Origin of the sequence: Desertibaculum subflavum (genome assembly GCA_003576705.1) — a bacterium.
Classification (GTDB): domain Bacteria; phylum Pseudomonadota; class Alphaproteobacteria; order Ferrovibrionales; family Ferrovibrionaceae; genus Desertibaculum; species Desertibaculum subflavum.
In genome coordinates, this window is record QOZS01000008.1 from 112,724 (window position 1) to 128,359 (window position 15,636).

A 15,636-nucleotide genomic window follows, 5' to 3' on the forward strand; every position below is an offset into this window, starting at 1 on the left:
GAAAATCAGCCGAGCGCCTTGGCGGCGACCAGGACCTCGTCGACATGGCCGGCGACCTTCACCTTGTGCCAGACGTTCCGCACCTTGCCGGTACCGTCGATCAGGAAGGTCGCGCGCTCGATGCCCATGTACTTGCGCCCGTACATGCTCTTCTCGACCCAGACGCCATAGGCCTCGGTCACCTTGCCGTCGATATCCGCCGCCAGCGTGATGCCGAGCTTGTGCTTGGCCTTGAACCTGTCGTGGCTCTTGGCATCGTCGCGCGAGCAGCCGATGACGACGGCGCCGGCCTTCTTGAACGCGTCCGCCTTGGCGGTGAAGTCGATCGCCTCGCGCGTGCAGCCCGAAGTGTCGTCCTTGGGATAGAAGTAGAGCACCACCTTCCTGCCGCTCAGGTCCTTCGACGCGACCTTGCCGCCGCCATCGGTCGGCATGTTGAAGCTGGGGGCCTTGCTGCCCGGTTCAATCGCCATCGCCCTCTCCCGCACCTGATCCCGCAGCGGCGAGAATAGGGGCGCCGGGCGGCGCATCAAGCGCCTCGGCCGGCCTCGCGATATGCGCCTCGTAGCGCCCCGCGACCCAGGCCTCGACGCTCTTCAGCCGGCGCGCCAGGCCCGCATAGGTGGCGCAGCCGCCGACCTTGGCGATGAAGCGCCCGAGCCCGGACGAGGCTCGCTGCGGCTCGAAGCGGCCGGAGACACAGAGCCGGAGCACGTTCTGGACGGCGCGCAGAAACAGGATCGCCTCGGTCAGTCGCCGTGCCTCGGCCGCCGGCAGAAGCCGCACATTGCCGGCCGTGCGGAACACATCGGCCGTATTGCCCGTCAGCAGCGACGGATGCGCTGCCGCATGACGCAGCACGAGGTACTGGGCGAGGAATTCTAGGTCGAGCAGACCGCCCCTCGCGTACTTGACCTCCCAGGGATCGGTCGCGGCATGTTGCGCGGCGATCTTGCGCCGCATATCGGCAACGTCGGCGAGCAGCTTGTCGGCATCGCGCGGTGCCGCCAGCGTGTCGCGGATCACCGCCGCGACCTCCTCACCGAGCGAGGCGTCGCCACCCACCACGCGCGCCCGGGTCAGCGCCATGTGCTCCCAGGTCCAGGCCTCTTCGCGGTGATAGCGCGCGAAGGCCGCGAGCGGCACCGCGATCGGCCCCTTGGTGCCGGAAGGCCGGAGCCGCATGTCGACGTCGTAGAGCTGTCCCTCGCCGGTCAGCGCGGTCAGCGCATTGATGTAGCGCTGAGTGAAGCGGGTAAACCACACCGACGGCACCAGCGGCTTCGCGCCGCTGGAGCTCTCGGCGTCCGGGGCATGGTCGTAGACGAGGATGAGGTCGAGATCCGAGCCGAAGGTCATCTCCCGCGCGCCGAGCTTGCCGAGGCCGACGATGGCGATGCGCCCGCCCGGCACGCGGCCGTGCTGCCGGACGATATCGGCCTCGACCGGGCCGGCCAGCGCATCGAGAACGCCGTCGGCAAGGTCGCTCAGGGCAAAGCCGACTCGCTCGACGTCGAGGCTGTGGCCGAGCATGCGAGCGCCGATCTGGAATCGGCTCTCGCGCGTATAGCGCCGTGCCATGTCGAGCACGTCCTGGATGTCGCCGGCATGGGAGAACAGGGCGCCGATCTCCGATCGGATCGCCTCGCGTTCCGGCGGCGGCAGGCGGAATTCCGGCGACAGGATCGCGTCCAGCAGCGCCGGCGTGCGGGCCAGCACCTCGGCAAGCCGCGGCGCCGTCCCCATGATCTCCGCCAGCATGCCGAGGATGCCCGGATTGGCGTGCAGGAGCGAAAGAATTTGCACGCCCGCCGGCAGGTTGCCGAGAAAGGTGTCGAAGGTGTTGAAGGCGAGGTCGGGATGCGCCGTCTTGCCGAGCGCGGCGAGCAGCGACGGCACCAGCTCCGTCATCAGCTCGCGCGCCCGGGCCGAGCGCATCGCCCGCACATGGCCGTGATGCCAGCCGCGCACCGTCGCAGCGATCCGGGCCGGTTCGCGGAAGCCCATTTTCGTCAGCGTCTCCAGCGTGTCGGGATCGTCCTCGGTGCCGGTGAAGACGAGATTGCCGCCGCTGCTCCCCAAGGTCGGCGCGCTTTCGAACAGCGCCGCATAGTGGCGCCGCACCATCTCCAGACGACGCCGGAGGTCGCGCTCGAACGGCGCCGGCTCGTCATAGCCCATGAAGGTGGCGATCCGGGCGACGCCATCCGCCGTCGCCGGCATCTTCTGCGTCTGCTGGTCCTCGACCATCTGCAGCCGGTGCTCCAGCGTGCGCAGGAAGCCATAGGCCTCGATCAGTTCGTGCCCCACCGCTTCGCTGACCCGCCCCGTCGCCATCAGCGCCCGCAAGGTCTCGCAGGTCGCGGCCGAGCGCAGTCGCCGGTCGCGGCCGCCCGAGATCAGCTGCTGGGTCTGCGCGAAGAACTCGATCTCGCGGATACCGCCGGCGCCGACCTTGATGTCGTGGCCTTCGATGGCGATCGTCTTGTGGCCCTTATGCGCATTGATCTGGCGCTTGATCGAGTGAATGTCGGCGATAGCGGCGTAATCGAGATTCTTTCGCCACACGAAGGGCTCGAGCCGCGCCAGCAGGCGGGCGCCGGCATCCAGGTCGCCGGCCACCGGGCGTGCCTTGATCATGGCGGCGCGCTCCCAGTTCTGGCCGAAGGATTCGTAATAGCTCTCTGCTGCCGCCATCGACATCGCCACCGGCGTCGCCCCGGCATCGGGCCGAAGCCGCAGGTCGACCCGATGCACATAGCCGTCGGCGGTGCGCTCCTGCAGCGCCTTGACGATGCCGTGCACCACCCGCGAGTAGATGTCCCGTGGGAACCGCGTGCCGGTCAGGCGGACATGGTCCTCGTCGAAGAACACGACGAGGTCAATGTCGCTCGAATAATTGAGCTCGTCGGCGCCGATCTTGCCCATGCCGATGACGGCGAAGCCGGATTCGCGCTCCGGATCGTCCGGATGCGGCAGCTCGATATCGCCGGCCAGCGCGCGCTGGCGCAGGTAATGCGCGGTCGCCGCGCGCACCGCGGCGTCGGCAAAGCGGGTGAGGCACCAGGTGATGCGGTCCAGGGTCCACAGCCCGCCGATATCGGCGATGGCGATCAGCAGGGCGGCGCGTCGCCGGGCGCGGCGCAGCCGCGTCATCAGCTCGGCCTCCGACTCGCCCGGAATGCCGACCCCGGCATCGCCGAGCACCTTGGCGATCTCGGTATCCGGATCGCTGGCGAGCAGTTGCAGCAGGAAGCGCCGCTCCTTGAGGACACAATCGCCGAGAAACGGGCTGTTGCCGAACAGGGCTGCCGACAAGGCCTGTCCTTGGGGTGATTCCATGAACGCCTGCAGGCCGGGCGCCAGGTCGGCCTCCTCGGGATCCTCGGTGCTCAAGAGGTCGTGACGGCCATGCCGCGCGCGATCGGGATCGGCCGCTTGCGGAAGTCGCGCCAGCCGTTCAAGAAGGGGAAACTCGGTCATTCGTCCACGGCGTATTTTGCGGCAGAGTGAGGGGCGGGGCTCCGCGGCGTCAAGTTCAGGAACGGATGGCCCGTCCTTCGGTTGGGGTTGGAATGCGCACGGTCCGCCTCGTCGGCGCCTTCATCACGGCGGTCCTGCTCGTAACCCTGGCGGTCGCGCTGCGCCTGGCGGCCGGGCCGATCGCGCTCGGGCCGCTCGCCCCCTGGGTCGAGGATGCCATTGCCGGCCTCTACCCGGATGCCGCCATCAGTCTCGACGATGCCTCGATCGCCTGGAACCGGACGGAGGGCACGCTGGACCTGCGCCTGGTCAGCGTCCGTGTGCTGGCGCGCGATGGACGTCCGATCGCCGATCTGCCCGACGCCCGCCTCGGCATCGACATCGCGTCCCTGATTGACGGCGAGGTTCGCCCCACGCGGCTCGACGTCGTGGGGCTCGCATTGCGTGTCGTACGGGCGGCCGACGGCAGCTTCGGCGTCGGCACGCATGACGGCGCCTCGCCTGCGGACGAGCCGACGGACCGCGGCGAGATGCTGCGCCAGCTGCTGGATGAGAGTCCGGACAGCCCGATCGCGAAGCTGACCCACCTGCGGCTCATCGACGTCGCGCTCACCGTCGAGGACCGGGTGCTCGGGCGCACGTTCCAGGCGCCGCACGCCACCGTTTCGCTGCGGCGCGACCAGCGCGGCATCGAGGCGGAGCTTGCGGCCGAGGTGGCGCTGAACGGCAGCCGACCCCGTCTGCGCGCAAGCGCGCTGTTCGATCGTGACAGCGGCAGATCCGTCGTGCAGGCGGTGATTTCCGAATTCAGGCCCGGCGATCTCGTCGCCGTGGCGCCGGGATTGGCCGCGGTCTCCGGGGTGAATCTGCCGCTGACCGCGCAGCTGCAGTTCCGCGCCGATTTGAACGGGCTGACCTCCCCGGTGACCGTCGTGATCGAAGCGGCGGCGGGCGAAGTCAGCCTGCCGACGCTCGAGCTCGACACCGTGCAGGTGACGCGCCTGGTCGCCCACGGCACGGTGGCACAATCGCTCGACCGCGTGCGCCTCGATGCGGCGGCGCTGGACCTGGACGGTCTGTCGCTGCGCATGAACGGCGAAGCGGAACTGCATGAGGGCACGCTGGCCGGCCTGGACGTCGTGCTCAACGCGGATCCGTTCACCGTCGCGACCTTGAAGCGGCTGTGGCCCAAGGCCGTTGGCCGCGATGCGCGTGCCTGGATAGCCGAGAACATCCTGGCCGGCAGCATCCGCGATACCCGGGCGCGGGTGCGCCTGACCGGCGCGCAGCTCGCCGGAGCGGAGCCGATCCCGGCCGATGCGGTCAATCTCGAATGGCGCGTCGAGGGCGCCGAGGTACGCTATTTCAAGCCGCTGCCGACGGTGACCGCGGTCGGCGGCACCGCCCGCATGTCGGCGCAGCGGCTCGACATCGCCATCTCCGAAGGTCGCGTCGGCGAGCTGACGGCCAGCCAGGGAACCGTCGTGATCACCGGGCTCGACCACAAGGACCAGTTCGCCGATATCACCATCACCGTGGCCGGGCCGACGGCGCGCGCCCTCGAACTGCTCGACCGCGAGCCGCTGCGCTTCGTCCGCCGCTTCGGCTTCGAGGCGGCGGCGGCCGGCGGCGGCTCGCGCACCCAGGCGCGGTTCAAGTTCCCGCTGGCCAAGAGCCTGTCGGTCGACGATCTCGACGTGAATGCCAGCTCCGACATCATGGGCTTCACCTATCCGCAGGTGGTCGACCGGTTCCGCGTCAGCGACGGCACCATGACGCTCAAGGTCGACCGCCAGCAGCTGACGGCGCGCGGCAAGCTCGCGCTCAACGGCGTGCCGGTGCAGCTCATCTGGGCCGAAAAGTTCAGCGGTCCGTTGGCGAGCCGCTACGACATCACCGGCGTGCTCGACGACGCGGCGCGCGAGGCGCTGGGCCTCTCCACCGCGCCCTATATCCGCGGCACATTCGGTGCCGACGTCGCGATCGAGATCAACCGCGCCGGCGATGTCCTGGCCGATGGTGCGCTGGACCTGGCGGACGCCACCCTCACCATCGCGCCATTGCGCTGGGAGAAGCCGCCGCGCATGGCAGCCGCGGCGAAGTTCCGCGTGCAGGCGCCGAAGGGCAAGCCGATCCAGGTCGACAGCGTCGAGGTCAAGGCGACCGATTTCCTGATGCGCGGCCGTGCGACCATCGGCCCCGGGGTGGAACGACGCTTCGAGATCGCCACCCTGAAGCAGGGTGCCAACGACCTGTCCGTCGTCGCGACGGCGAACGAACAGGCGACCATCGTCGAGCTCAAGGGCGCCAGCGCCGACCTGCGCCCGCATCTGAACCAGATCGACGGCGCGAAGCGGCCACAGACGCCGGGGCCCCCGGCGTCGCCGGAGCCGCCGACGCAAGTGCGGTTCGCGCTCGACCGCGTCGTGCTGTCGGACGACGTGGCCATTGTCGGCGTGCAGGGCCATGCCGAGCAGCGCGACGATCGCCTGAGCCAGCTGGTGGCGACCGGCACGGTCGGCGACAAGGGCGCGCTCGAGGTCAACATGGTGCCGGTGGAGCGTGGCCGGCGCCTGACCATCACGTCGGCCGATGCCGGCGCGGTGGTGAAGGGCCTCGGGATCACCAAGGACGTCGTCGGCGGCACGCTCAGTCTGCATGCCGATCTTGCGGATGACGGCGCCGAGGACAGCCGGACCAGAGGCACCTTACGGATCGAGGAATTCAGGTTGCTGCGGGCGCCGGCCATCGCCCGCGTCCTCTCGATTGCGGCGGTGACGGGCATCGGGGAGATGCTGAGCGGCGAAGGCGTGCACTTCGTCCGGGCGAACATTCCCTTCGCGATGCAGGATTCCAAGATCCGGCTGGACGGCGCGCGCGCCTGGGGCCCTTCGATGGGGCTGACCGCGGAAGGCACGATCGACCGCAGCAACGACACGCTGCTGCTGACCGGAACCCTGGTCCCGGCCTATGCGATCAACGCCGTGCTCGGCAACATTCCGCTGCTCGGCCAGCTCCTGGTGGGGCGCAAGGGCGAAGGTGTGTTCGGCGTGACGTACCGCATGTCGGGCCCGGTCGGCGATCCCAATGTCGAGATCAATCCGCTCTCGGCGCTGACGCCGGGCTTCCTCCGCCGCATCTTCGAGTTTCCGGAGAGCCAGCCGGCGCCGAAGGAAGCAGGTCCGGCACCGGGCGAGGAGCAGCCGAAGTAAGGCTCAGCCGCGGGCGAGGGCGCGGCTGCGCGGCATGGTCGTCATCACCCACCAGTCGCGTAGCGCATCGGCATCGATCGGACGGCTGATGTGATAGCCCTGGGCGTAAGGGCAGCCGAGATCCGCGAGCAGGGCCAGGGTCGCGGCGTCCTCCACGCCCTCGGCCACCACGTCCAGGCCGAGCAACCGGCCGAGATCGATGGTCGACTTGACGATCGCCCGGTCGCGTGGGCTCTCCAGCATGGTGCGGACCAGCGACCGGTCGATTTTGATCTCGTCGAGCGGCAGCCGGCGCAGATAGCCGATCGAGCTGTAGCCGGCGCCGAAATCGTCGATCGCGATCTTGAAGCCGAGTCCCTTCAGGGCGGCGAGCACCGCCCGGGCGCGATCGATGTCGCGGATCAGGATCGATTCGGTGATCTCCAGCGTGACGGCGCCGGCCGGGATCGGGCAGCGCGCCAGCAGCGCCTGCATCCCCTCGACGATGCGCCAGCCGCGCAACGACACGGCTGACAGATTGACGGCGACCAGCGGCTGGATGCCGTGCACGCTCCAGGCGGCGAGATCGGAGAGCACGCTGCGCAGCGCCCAGAACGTCAGATCATCGATCAGGCCGGTGCGCTCGGCCAGCGGGATGAACAGGTCGGGCGGCATCAGGCCGCGGCTCGGATGCCGCCAGCGGATCAACGCCTCGGCGCCGACCGGCTGGCCGCTGCGGATCTCGATCTTCGGCTGATAGCTCAGGAAATATTCGTTGCGCTCGGCCGCCTGGCGCAGATCGATCGCCAGCGCATGCGCCTCGGCGGGATCGGCGGTCGGCCCGCCGGGGAAGGCGGCGACGGAGGAGGGGCTCTTCTTGGCCTCGGCCGCGGCGGCGTCGACGCCGATCAGGAGCGAATCCGCCGTGTCGCCGTGCTCCGGCCTGGCGGCGACGCCCACCACCACATGCAGGCGCACCGGCTGTCCGGCAACATGGATCGGCTCGGCGAAGGCCTCGACCAGCTTGCGCGCGGCGCCGACGCCTGCCTTCAGCGATGCGCCCGGGGCCAGCAGCACGCCGAACTGGTCGGCGCCGAGATGCCCGACCACATCCTCCTTGCGCACGGCGCGGCGCACGCGATCACCGGCCGCCGCCAGCACGGCGTCGGCGAAGCGATAGCCGAACATCTGGTTGATGCTGCGGAAGTCCTGGATGTCCAGCATCAGGAGCGCGACCGGCCGGCCGGCCGCGCGCGCCTGCGGCACGGCCCGCTCCAGGGCCTTGACGAAGCTCGGACGCGCGAGCAGCCCCGCTGCCGGATCGCCGCCGGGCACGCCCTCGCGCGCCGCACCGTCGCGACGCAGATAGCCGCATATCGTCAGCGCCAGCCGCTCCTCGACCAGCCCGTCGCCGATCAGGCAGGCATCGCCGCCCTTGTCGATCAGCGCCTTGGCATCGGCGAAGCCGTTGCGCTCGCCGAGGAAGACGATCGGCGTCGAGCAGCCGAGCTGGCGCAATCGGGTGATGGCGGCGACCGTCTCGCTGTCGGCAAGGTCGGAATCCATCACCATGGCATCGACCGCGCCGGCCTGCAGCGCCTGCAGCGCGTCGGCCGCGTCGCTCTTCGCCGTGAAATGGACGACTTCGCCCTGCGCGGCGAGCAGCGCTTCGAGCCGCGCCGCGCGCCGCTGCGGCTCCGGTCCTGCCAGCAGCAGTTCCAGCCGGTGCGTGCTCATGCCGCGCGCCCGCATCCAGCGGCGGCGCGACGGAAGGAACGCCCCCGGCGGTGGAGATGGAAAAGCGCGATCATCAAGGTTCGACGCACGGCATGGTTTAAATCTCGGCGCAGGGTGGCCCGATTGCGCCTAACGTGCCGTGAAGAAGAATGGTTAAGCGATCGTCGCGCGCAGCATCAATAGGTGCGCTTGAGCTTCAGATGATCGTAGCGGCTGGCGGATTCCACGCGAATGCCTTGCGGCGCGCCCCGTCGCACCACTTCGAGCTCGATCGTCACGCCGGCTTCGCCGCTGGCCCAGAGGCGGCGATAGAGATCCGGCACCGAGCCAACCGCTCGTCCGCCGACCTGCACGATCACGTCGCCCGGCTCGATTCCGGCCTTTTCGGCCGGGCTGTCGGGCGTGACCCGGACCACGATCGGATGGCCCGACATATCCATCACGTTGATGCCGAGCCAGGGGCGGACACGGCCGCCGCCTTTCCCGGCCTCGATCAGATCGGCCAGGACGGGCGGCAACAGGTCGATCGGCACGAACATGTTGCCGGGCCTGGCTCGATCGGCCTCGGTCGCATTGCCGACCGCGAGCGAGCCCACGCCGACCAGCTTGCCGTCGCGGTCGACCAGCGCCGCGCCGCCCCAATTGGGATGCGGCGGGATGGTGAAGATCGCCTCCTCCAGCAGATACTCCCAATAGCCGGCGAATTCGCGCCTGGCGACGATCTCGGCTGCAAGCACGCCACCGGCGCCGCCATGACCGACCGCCAGCACTGGGTCGCCGGCGCGCGCGCCGGCCGACTTGCCGATCGCGATCGGCTTGATCCTGAGCGGCGCCAGCGCGCGCACCAGGCCGAAGCCGGTATCGTAGTCGTAGCCGACCACATCGGCCGGCACCGGGCTGCCGTCGGCGCGATAGAGCGTGACAGCGCTCGCCTCGACGATCAGGTAGCCGATGGTGAGGACGAGGCCGGCATCGTCGATCACGATGCCGTTGCCTTCGCGCTGCGGCCCGAGGGTCGCCGCGCTGCGGGCGTCGCCCGGCACCTCGGCATGCAGCCGCACGACGGAGTCGACGGCCGCCTTGATGGCGGCCGGATCGGCGCCGGCATTGACGGCCGGAAGCAGCAGCCCCGCGGCGAGAGCCAGGGCCATGCTGCGGCACCATCGGGCAAAGACGGCCATGCGACGACCTTGCGTCGGCTGAATGGCGCCCAGGTTAGCCTGCGCCGCCGTGCGCGTCATCGCCTTCCAGGGCAGGCCCCGGTAAGTTCGACGCGAAGGCAGCAGGGGTGGAGACATGGTGCGGATGTCGATCGGGGAGCTGAACGCCTTCCTCGAGCGGGAGTTCCCGGAGATCGGCTGGATGGGCATCGAGATCCGGCGCGTCGACCGGCGCAGCATCACCCTCGGCATGCCGGCTCAGCCGCGCAACCTCCGCCCCGGCGGCACCATCTCCGGGCCGGCGATGATGTCGCTGGTCGATCTCGGCATGTACCTGCTGGTTCTGGCCCAGATCGGCCCGGTGCCGCTTGCGGTGACCACCAATCTCAACATCGATTTCCTGCGCAAGCCGCCGCCCGGCGATCTCCGGGCCGAGGGCGAGCTGCTCAAGCTCGGCCGGCGCATCGCGGTCGGCGATTTCCGCATCTACGGCGCCGAAGGCGACGAGCCGGTGGCGCGCGCCTCGCTCACCTATTCGATCCCGCCGGACCGGGCGTAGACCGCGGGTTTCCGCGACCTTTTCTCTCGGTATCATAATACCGTCCAGAAAATGGCGGATTTTCGGGCCGTTTCGGGTTGACGCGGAGAGTCCGCCTGACTAGGTTCCGCGACCTTCGCGCCGGGCTCGCCCGGCCGCGGCAAACCAATGCAAGGGCCAAGGTCATGAAGACCTATTCGATGAAGCCCGCCGAGGTGAAGAAGAACTGGGTCGTCATCGATGCCGATGGCCTGGTACTCGGCCGGCTCGCCAGCCTGATCGCCATGCGGCTCAGGGGCAAGCATCTCGCCGCCTACACGCCGCATGTCGATTGCGGCGACAACGTTATCGTCGTCAATGCCGCCAAGGTGCATCTGACCGGCCGCAAGCGCGAGCAGGAAGTGTTCTACTGGCATACCGGCCATCCGGGCGGCATCAAGGGCCGCACGCTCGGCCGCATCCTGGACGGCCGCTTCCCCGAGCGGGTGCTTCAGAAGGCGGTGGAGCGCATGCTGCCGAAGGAAAGCCCGCTGGCGCGCAAGCAGCTGGGCAATCTCAAGGTCTATGGCGGGGCGGAGCACCCGCACGAGGCGCAGCAACCGACCAAGCTCGACATCGCCGCGCTCAACCCGAAGAACAAGAGGAGGGCCTGAGCATGGCCGAGGGCCGCGTACTTTCCGACCTGCGCGGGCTCGGGCAGACCGCCCAGCCCGCTGCTTCTCCCGCCGAGCCGAAGATCGACGCCCAGGGCCGCGCTTACGCGACCGGCAAGCGCAAGAACGCCATCGCCCGCGTCTGGGTGAAGCCCGGCAACGGCAAGGTCACCGTCAACGGCCGCGAGAGCACGACCTATTTCGCCCGGCCGGTGCTGCGCATGCTGATCGCCCAGCCGTTCCAGGTGGCGAGCCGGCTCGGCCAGTACGACGTCTGGTGCACGGTCGTCGGCGGCGGGCTGTCGGGCCAGGCCGGCGCGGTGCGCCACGGCATCTCCAAGGCGCTGTCCCTGTTCGAGCCGGCGCTGCGGCCGGTGCTGAAGCAGGGCGGCTTCCTGACCCGCGACCCGCGCGTGGTGGAGCGCAAGAAGTACGGCAAGCCGAAGGCCCGCCGCAGCTTCCAGTTCTCCAAGCGCTGACATCAGGGCGCTCGGGCGCTACACGCTCCCTTCATTGGGGGCATGCGAAAAGGGCGCCTTGCGGGCGCCCTTTTTGTTTTAGTCTCCACCCAGCGAAGGAGAGGACGGCTCGACAGTGACCAATATTGCACCCGCCGGCGGCATCCGGCTTCCGTTTCGCGGCGTGCTGCCGCGCATTGCCCCGGATGCCTTTATCGCGCCGACGGCCACCATCATCGGCGATGTGGTGATCGGCTCACTCGCTAATATCTGGTTTGGCTGCGTGATCCGCGGCGACGTCAACGAGATCCGCATCGGTGCCCGGGCCAATATCCAGGACGGCACCATCGTGCACGTCGCCCGCAACAAGTTCGGCTGCTACATCGGCGACGACGTGACCATCGGCCATCTCGCGCTGATTCACGCCTGCACCTTGGAGCCCGGCTGCTTCATCGGGATGCAGGCGACGGTGATGGACGGCTGCGTGGTGGAAAGCGGCGCGCAGGTCGCGGCCGGCGCGCTGGTGACGCCGGGCAAGCGCGTGCCGGCGGGCGAGCTCTGGGGCGGACGGCCGGCCAAGCTGCACCGCCTGTTGAGCGACGAGGACAAGGCCAATCTCGGCAACACGGCGAAGCACTACGCCAAGCTCGGCGCCGAGTATCGCGAGACACTGACCGGAAGCTGAATCCGGCGGGAGGAGCATGATGGCGGTGGCAGCGGCTGCGGGCAGTCTCGGGCGCGACGCGCGGGTGATCGGCTTCATCGGCGTCGCGCACGGCATTAGCCATTTCTACCAGCTGATCCTTCCGCCGCTCTTTCCGGCCATCAAGGACGAGCTCTCGATCTCCTATACGGCGCTCGGCTTCGCGGTGAGCCTGCTCTACGCGGTGTCCGGCATCTGCCAGACGGCGGCGGGCTTCGTGGTCGACCGTTTCGGCGCGCATCGCGTGCTGGTGGGTGGCCTGGCCCTTTGCGGCGTGGGCGCGATTCTGGCCGGACTCGCCCAGTCCTATCCGATGCTGCTCCTGGCCGTGGTCATCGCGGCGCTCGGCAACAGCGTGTTCCACCCGGCGGATTTCGCCATCCTGAACGGTTCGGTCAGCGCCGGCCGGATCGGCCGCGCCTACAGCATGCACGGATTTCTCGGCAATCTGGGCTGGGTCGCGGCGCCGGCCACGATCTTCCCGCTCAGCCTGATGATCGGCTGGCGCGGTGCGCTGATGACGGTCGGCCTGATCGGCATCGTCGCCGCCATCGTCATCGCGACCCAGTACCAGGTGCTGCGCGACGACCGCAGCGCCGCGCGCGCAGGGCATGGCGGCGCCGGGGAGCCGACGGCACCGACGCCGATCGGTGTCTTGTTCTCGACGCCGGTGCTGCTCTGCTTCTCGTACTTCGTGTTTCTCGCGATGGCGCTGATCGGGCTGCAGAGCTTCCTCGTCTCCACCCTCGAGCAGCTCTATGCGGTGCCGGTGGAGGCAGCGCAGATCGCGCTCACCGCCTTCCTGTTTGGCAGTTCGGCCGGCGTGCTGGCCGGCGGCTTCCTCGCCGATTGGACGACCCGGCACGATGCGGTGGCGGCCATCGGCCTCGCGATCGGTTCCTCCATCGCCCTTCTGCTGGCGCTCGAAACGCCGCCCGCCGCGCTGCTCGCCGTGTTCCTCGCCGTCACCGGCTTCGCCATGGGATCGACCAACCCCTCGCGCGACATGCTGATCCGCGCGGCGACGCCGAAGGGCTCGTCGGGCCGGGTCTACGGCTTCGTCTATTCCGGCCTCGATCTCGGCTCGTCACTGACGCCGGTCGCCTTCGGCTGGTTGCTCGATCATGGCGAGCCGCGCCTGGTCTTCTATGCCGTCGCCGGCGTGCTGGCGCTGGCGATCCTGACCGTCGCCGGCGTGGGCCGGCAGGTGCAGCGGCTCGCGGTGGCGCCGGCGGAGTAGGGCGCGCGGCTACATCGTCACATAGGTGCCGGGCGCATCGCCCAGCACCTTGAGCTTGCCGTCGCCGGGCTGGCGCGCCGGAACCTTCGGGCCTGACAGCTTCGAGAGCCAGCGGTGCCAATCGTCCCACCACGATCCCGCCAGCTCCTGCGCGCCGGCCGTCCAGGCTTCGAGCGTCGCGGGCGGCGTCTTCGCCTCGTTGATCCAGTGCTGGTACTTGCCCTGATGCGGCGGGTTGATCACGCCGGCGATATGGCCTGAGCCGGCGAGCACGAAGCGCACCGGCCCCTGATAGAGCTGCGTCGCCTTGTAGACCGATTTCGCCGGCGCGATGTGGTCCTCGCGCGAGGCCTGCAGATAGACCGGGATGGTCACTTTGCGCAGGTCGATCGGCACGCCCTTCATGACCAGGCCGCCGGGCTCGGCCAGCAGGTTCTTCTGGTACATGTTGCGCAGATAAAAGCTGTGCATCTCCGCCGGCATGCGCGTCGCATCGGCGTTCCAGAACAAGAGATCGAACGGGAACGGTTCCTTGCCGAGCAGGTAGTTGTTGACCACGAACGACCAGATCAGGTCGTTGGCGCGCAGCATGTTGAAGGTGGCCGACATCTCGTTGCCGTCGAGAAAGCCGCGCTCGCGCATCAGCTCCTCGATGTAGAGGAGCTGCTCCTCGTCGATGAAGACGCGCAGCTCGCCCGCCTCGGAGAAATCCACCTGCGCGGCGAAGAAGGTGCAGGCCTTGACCCGGTCGTCGCCGGTCGCCGCCATGTAGGCGAGGGCCGAGGCCATCAAGGTGCCGCCGATGCAATAGCCGATCACAGTCAGCTCGCGTTCGCCGGTCGCGGCGTTCACGGCATCGATCGCCTCGACGATGCCGCGCGCCATATAATCTTCGAAGCTCACCTGGGCGAGCTTGGCGTCCGGATTGACCCAGGAGATCACGAAGACGGTGTAGCCCTTGGCCACCATCCAGCGGATGAACGAGTTATCCTCGCGCAGATCGAGGATGTAGAACTTGTTGATCCAGGGCGGCACGATCAGCAGCGGACGCTGATAGACCTTCGGCGTCGTCGGCGTGTACTGGATCAGCTCCAGGATGTCGTTCCGGAACACCACCTTGCCCGGCGCGGTCGCGACGTTGATGCCGACCTTGAAGGCCTGCATGTCGGTCATCTTGATGGCGAGCCGGCCCTTGCCGTCGTCGAGATCCTGCAGCATGGCCTCCAGGCCGCGCACCAGGTTGTCGCCGTTGGTCTCGAAGGTCGCCTTCAGCACTTCCGGATTGGTCAGCACGAAGTTCGACGGCGCCATCGCGTCGACGAACTGCCGGGTATAGAAGTCGACCTTCTTCGCCGTCGCCTCGTCCAGGCCCTCGACGCTCTGTACCGTCTTCTGCATCCACCGCGCGGTCAGCAGGTAGGACTGCTTGATGAAGTCGAACACCTGGATCTCGTCCCAGGCGGCGTCACGGAACCGCCGGTCGCCTTTCTCCGGCTTCACCACCGGATCGGTCGCGGTGCCGACGAATCGCGCGGTCGCGTTGTGCCAGAGCTCGGCATAGGCGCGCAGCAGATCGAGCTGGGCCTCGATCAGCTTGGCCGGCGAGGTCAGCATGCGCGCCGTCATTTCCAGGAACGCACCGCCGATATTGAGCGGGTCGGGATCGCCCGGCTGGCGCGACTGCCGGGCCAGGAAGTCGAGCACCAGTTGCTGGCTGTGCCCGGCGATCTTGACCATGTTCCTGGCGAATTCCGCCGGGTCCGGCAGCTTGATGTCGCTCAGCCCATTTTCGGCCATGGAATCATCCCTATACTGCGGCCGAGGCGATCGACGGAGGCAAGCCCGACCGTCGCCCGGTCCTTATTCTGATTGGTGACAGTGTTCTGCTACAGTGACCGCATTCTTATCATTGCGCACAAAAAGTGAGGCGAGTACGACGGAGACAATCGCCCCGGAAGGAAATGATAGGTGCGCAACAGCGCATCTCCAAGCCGGGGCACCAGGAAAGTTGGAGGCAGGTTCGCACATGTCCGCCGCGTCGCCCGTTCGGCGCCACCGTTCCGGTCTCTTCGGGCTGCTGGCGCTCGGGAGCCTCGCCGCCTGCTCGTCGGTGCCCGATTGGGCCAACCCGGTCGCCTGGTACGACGGCATGTTCGGGGACGAGGTGAGCCCCTCGAGCACCACGCCACAGGGCCAATCGACTTCTGAGGGCCGGCAGCGCCTGGAAGAGGCGCAGCAGACGCCGGCGCCAAGAGTCGGCACCGTGCCGGCGCGGCCGCGTCCCACCTCGCGCGAGGAGCGGAATACGGTCGCCGCCGGCCTTGCCGCCGATCGCGAAGCCGCCCGCTATACCGACGAAGAGCTGCGCGGGCGCCCCGCCTCGGGCGGCAACCTGGCGCCGCCCCCGGCGCCTGTCGTCGCGGCTGCGCCGCCTGCCCAGCCTGCCGCCCCCGCCGCGCCAAGCGCGCCGCAG

The 15,636-nt window shown here is 68.8% G+C and carries 11 protein-coding genes and 1 pseudogene; 7 read left to right on the top strand and 5 right to left on the bottom strand.

Annotated elements, in window-relative coordinates; all coding sequences use genetic code 11:
• Positions 1 to 5 precede the first annotated feature (5 nt).
• Together DT074_RS06335 and DT074_RS06340 are read right to left on the bottom strand one after the other, a co-directional pair.
• The gene (locus DT074_RS06335; RefSeq protein WP_119418981.1) at positions 6 to 473 is read right to left on the bottom strand and encodes a peroxiredoxin; all 468 of its coding nucleotides are present in this window, start codon (positions 471 to 473) and stop codon (positions 6 to 8) included.
• Positions 463 to 3,483, bottom strand: coding sequence for a bifunctional [glutamine synthetase] adenylyltransferase/[glutamine synthetase]-adenylyl-L-tyrosine phosphorylase (locus DT074_RS06340; RefSeq protein WP_119418982.1), 3,021 nt, complete (start codon positions 3,481 to 3,483; stop codon positions 463 to 465). Before DT074_RS06340 ends, DT074_RS06335 begins: the two co-directional genes overlap by 11 nt.
• Positions 3,484 to 3,575: 92 nt before the next feature.
• Here DT074_RS06340 and DT074_RS06345 point away from each other — a divergent pair, with 92 nt between their 5' ends.
• Positions 3,576 to 6,695, top strand: a complete 3,120-nt coding sequence (locus tag DT074_RS06345; protein WP_119418983.1) for a YhdP family protein — start codon at positions 3,576 to 3,578, stop codon at positions 6,693 to 6,695.
• 3 nt (positions 6,696 to 6,698) lie between these two features.
• Here the strand turns inward: DT074_RS06345 and DT074_RS06350 are convergent, their stop codons facing one another.
• Positions 6,699 to 8,411 carry a putative bifunctional diguanylate cyclase/phosphodiesterase gene (locus tag DT074_RS06350; RefSeq protein WP_162914668.1) on the bottom strand — a complete coding sequence of 571 codons (1,713 nt, stop codon included), beginning with the start codon at positions 8,409 to 8,411 and terminating at the stop codon, positions 6,699 to 6,701.
• A 176-nt stretch (positions 8,412 to 8,587) separates the two neighbouring features.
• The gene (locus DT074_RS06355) at positions 8,588 to 9,592 is read right to left on the bottom strand and encodes a S1C family serine protease (protein ID WP_162914669.1); all 1,005 of its coding nucleotides are present in this window, start codon (positions 9,590 to 9,592) and stop codon (positions 8,588 to 8,590) included.
• A 124-nt stretch (positions 9,593 to 9,716) separates the two neighbouring features.
• Here DT074_RS06355 and DT074_RS06360 point away from each other — a divergent pair, with 124 nt between their 5' ends.
• The 5 genes from DT074_RS06360 (at position 9,717) to DT074_RS06380 (ending at position 13,163) form a co-directional block, all read left to right on the top strand.
• Positions 9,717 to 10,130 (top strand): PaaI family thioesterase, encoded by a 414-nt coding sequence (locus DT074_RS06360; protein ID WP_119418986.1) that lies wholly within the window; start codon positions 9,717 to 9,719, stop codon positions 10,128 to 10,130.
• 164 nt (positions 10,131 to 10,294) lie between these two features.
• Positions 10,295 to 10,762 carry a 50S ribosomal protein L13 gene (rplM, locus tag DT074_RS06365; protein WP_119418987.1) on the top strand — a complete coding sequence of 156 codons (468 nt, stop codon included), beginning with the start codon at positions 10,295 to 10,297 and terminating at the stop codon, positions 10,760 to 10,762.
• 2 nt (positions 10,763 to 10,764) lie between these two features.
• Positions 10,765 to 11,241 carry a 30S ribosomal protein S9 gene (gene rpsI, locus DT074_RS06370; RefSeq protein WP_119418988.1) on the top strand — a complete coding sequence of 159 codons (477 nt, stop codon included), beginning with the start codon at positions 10,765 to 10,767 and terminating at the stop codon, positions 11,239 to 11,241.
• Between the two features lie 115 nt (positions 11,242 to 11,356).
• Complete coding sequence (locus DT074_RS06375; protein ID WP_368744486.1) at positions 11,357 to 11,905, top strand: gamma carbonic anhydrase family protein; 549 nt, start codon at positions 11,357 to 11,359, stop codon at positions 11,903 to 11,905.
• A gap of 19 nt (positions 11,906 to 11,924) precedes the next feature.
• On the top strand, positions 11,925 to 13,163 hold the full coding sequence (locus tag DT074_RS06380) for an MFS transporter (RefSeq protein WP_162914670.1): 1,239 nt from the start codon (positions 11,925 to 11,927) through the stop codon (positions 13,161 to 13,163).
• Between the two features lie 9 nt (positions 13,164 to 13,172).
• Here the strand turns inward: DT074_RS06380 and DT074_RS06385 are convergent, their stop codons facing one another.
• Positions 13,173 to 14,960, bottom strand: coding sequence for a PHA/PHB synthase family protein (locus DT074_RS06385; RefSeq protein WP_119418990.1), 1,788 nt, complete (start codon positions 14,958 to 14,960; stop codon positions 13,173 to 13,175).
• Positions 14,961 to 15,189: 229 nt separating this feature from the next.
• On the opposite strand from DT074_RS06385, the pseudogene DT074_RS06390 reads away from it, so the two are divergent.
• A pseudogene (locus tag DT074_RS06390) lies at positions 15,190 to 15,636 on the top strand (hypothetical protein); the annotation flags it as partial.

Coding starts and splice junctions, on each gene's coding strand:
- DT074_RS06360 (WP_119418986.1), top strand. CDS start 9,717: ATGTCGATCGGGGAGCTGAACGCCTTCCTCGAGCGGGAGTTCCCGGAG.
- DT074_RS06355 (WP_162914669.1), bottom strand. CDS start 9,592: ATGGCCGTCTTTGCCCGATGGTGCCGCAGCATGGCCCTGGCTCTCGCC.
- DT074_RS06340 (WP_119418982.1), bottom strand. CDS start 3,483: ATGACCGAGTTTCCCCTTCTTGAACGGCTGGCGCGACTTCCGCAAGCG.
- DT074_RS06380 (WP_162914670.1), top strand. CDS start 11,925: ATGGCGGTGGCAGCGGCTGCGGGCAGTCTCGGGCGCGACGCGCGGGTG.
- DT074_RS06350 (WP_162914668.1), bottom strand. CDS start 8,411: ATGAGCACGCACCGGCTGGAACTGCTGCTGGCAGGACCGGAGCCGCAG.
- rplM (WP_119418987.1), top strand. CDS start 10,295: ATGAAGACCTATTCGATGAAGCCCGCCGAGGTGAAGAAGAACTGGGTC.
- DT074_RS06335 (WP_119418981.1), bottom strand. CDS start 473: ATGGCGATTGAACCGGGCAGCAAGGCCCCCAGCTTCAACATGCCGACC.
- rpsI (WP_119418988.1), top strand. CDS start 10,765: ATGGCCGAGGGCCGCGTACTTTCCGACCTGCGCGGGCTCGGGCAGACC.
- DT074_RS06385 (WP_119418990.1), bottom strand. CDS start 14,960: ATGGCCGAAAATGGGCTGAGCGACATCAAGCTGCCGGACCCGGCGGAA.
- DT074_RS06345 (WP_119418983.1), top strand. CDS start 3,576: ATGCGCACGGTCCGCCTCGTCGGCGCCTTCATCACGGCGGTCCTGCTC.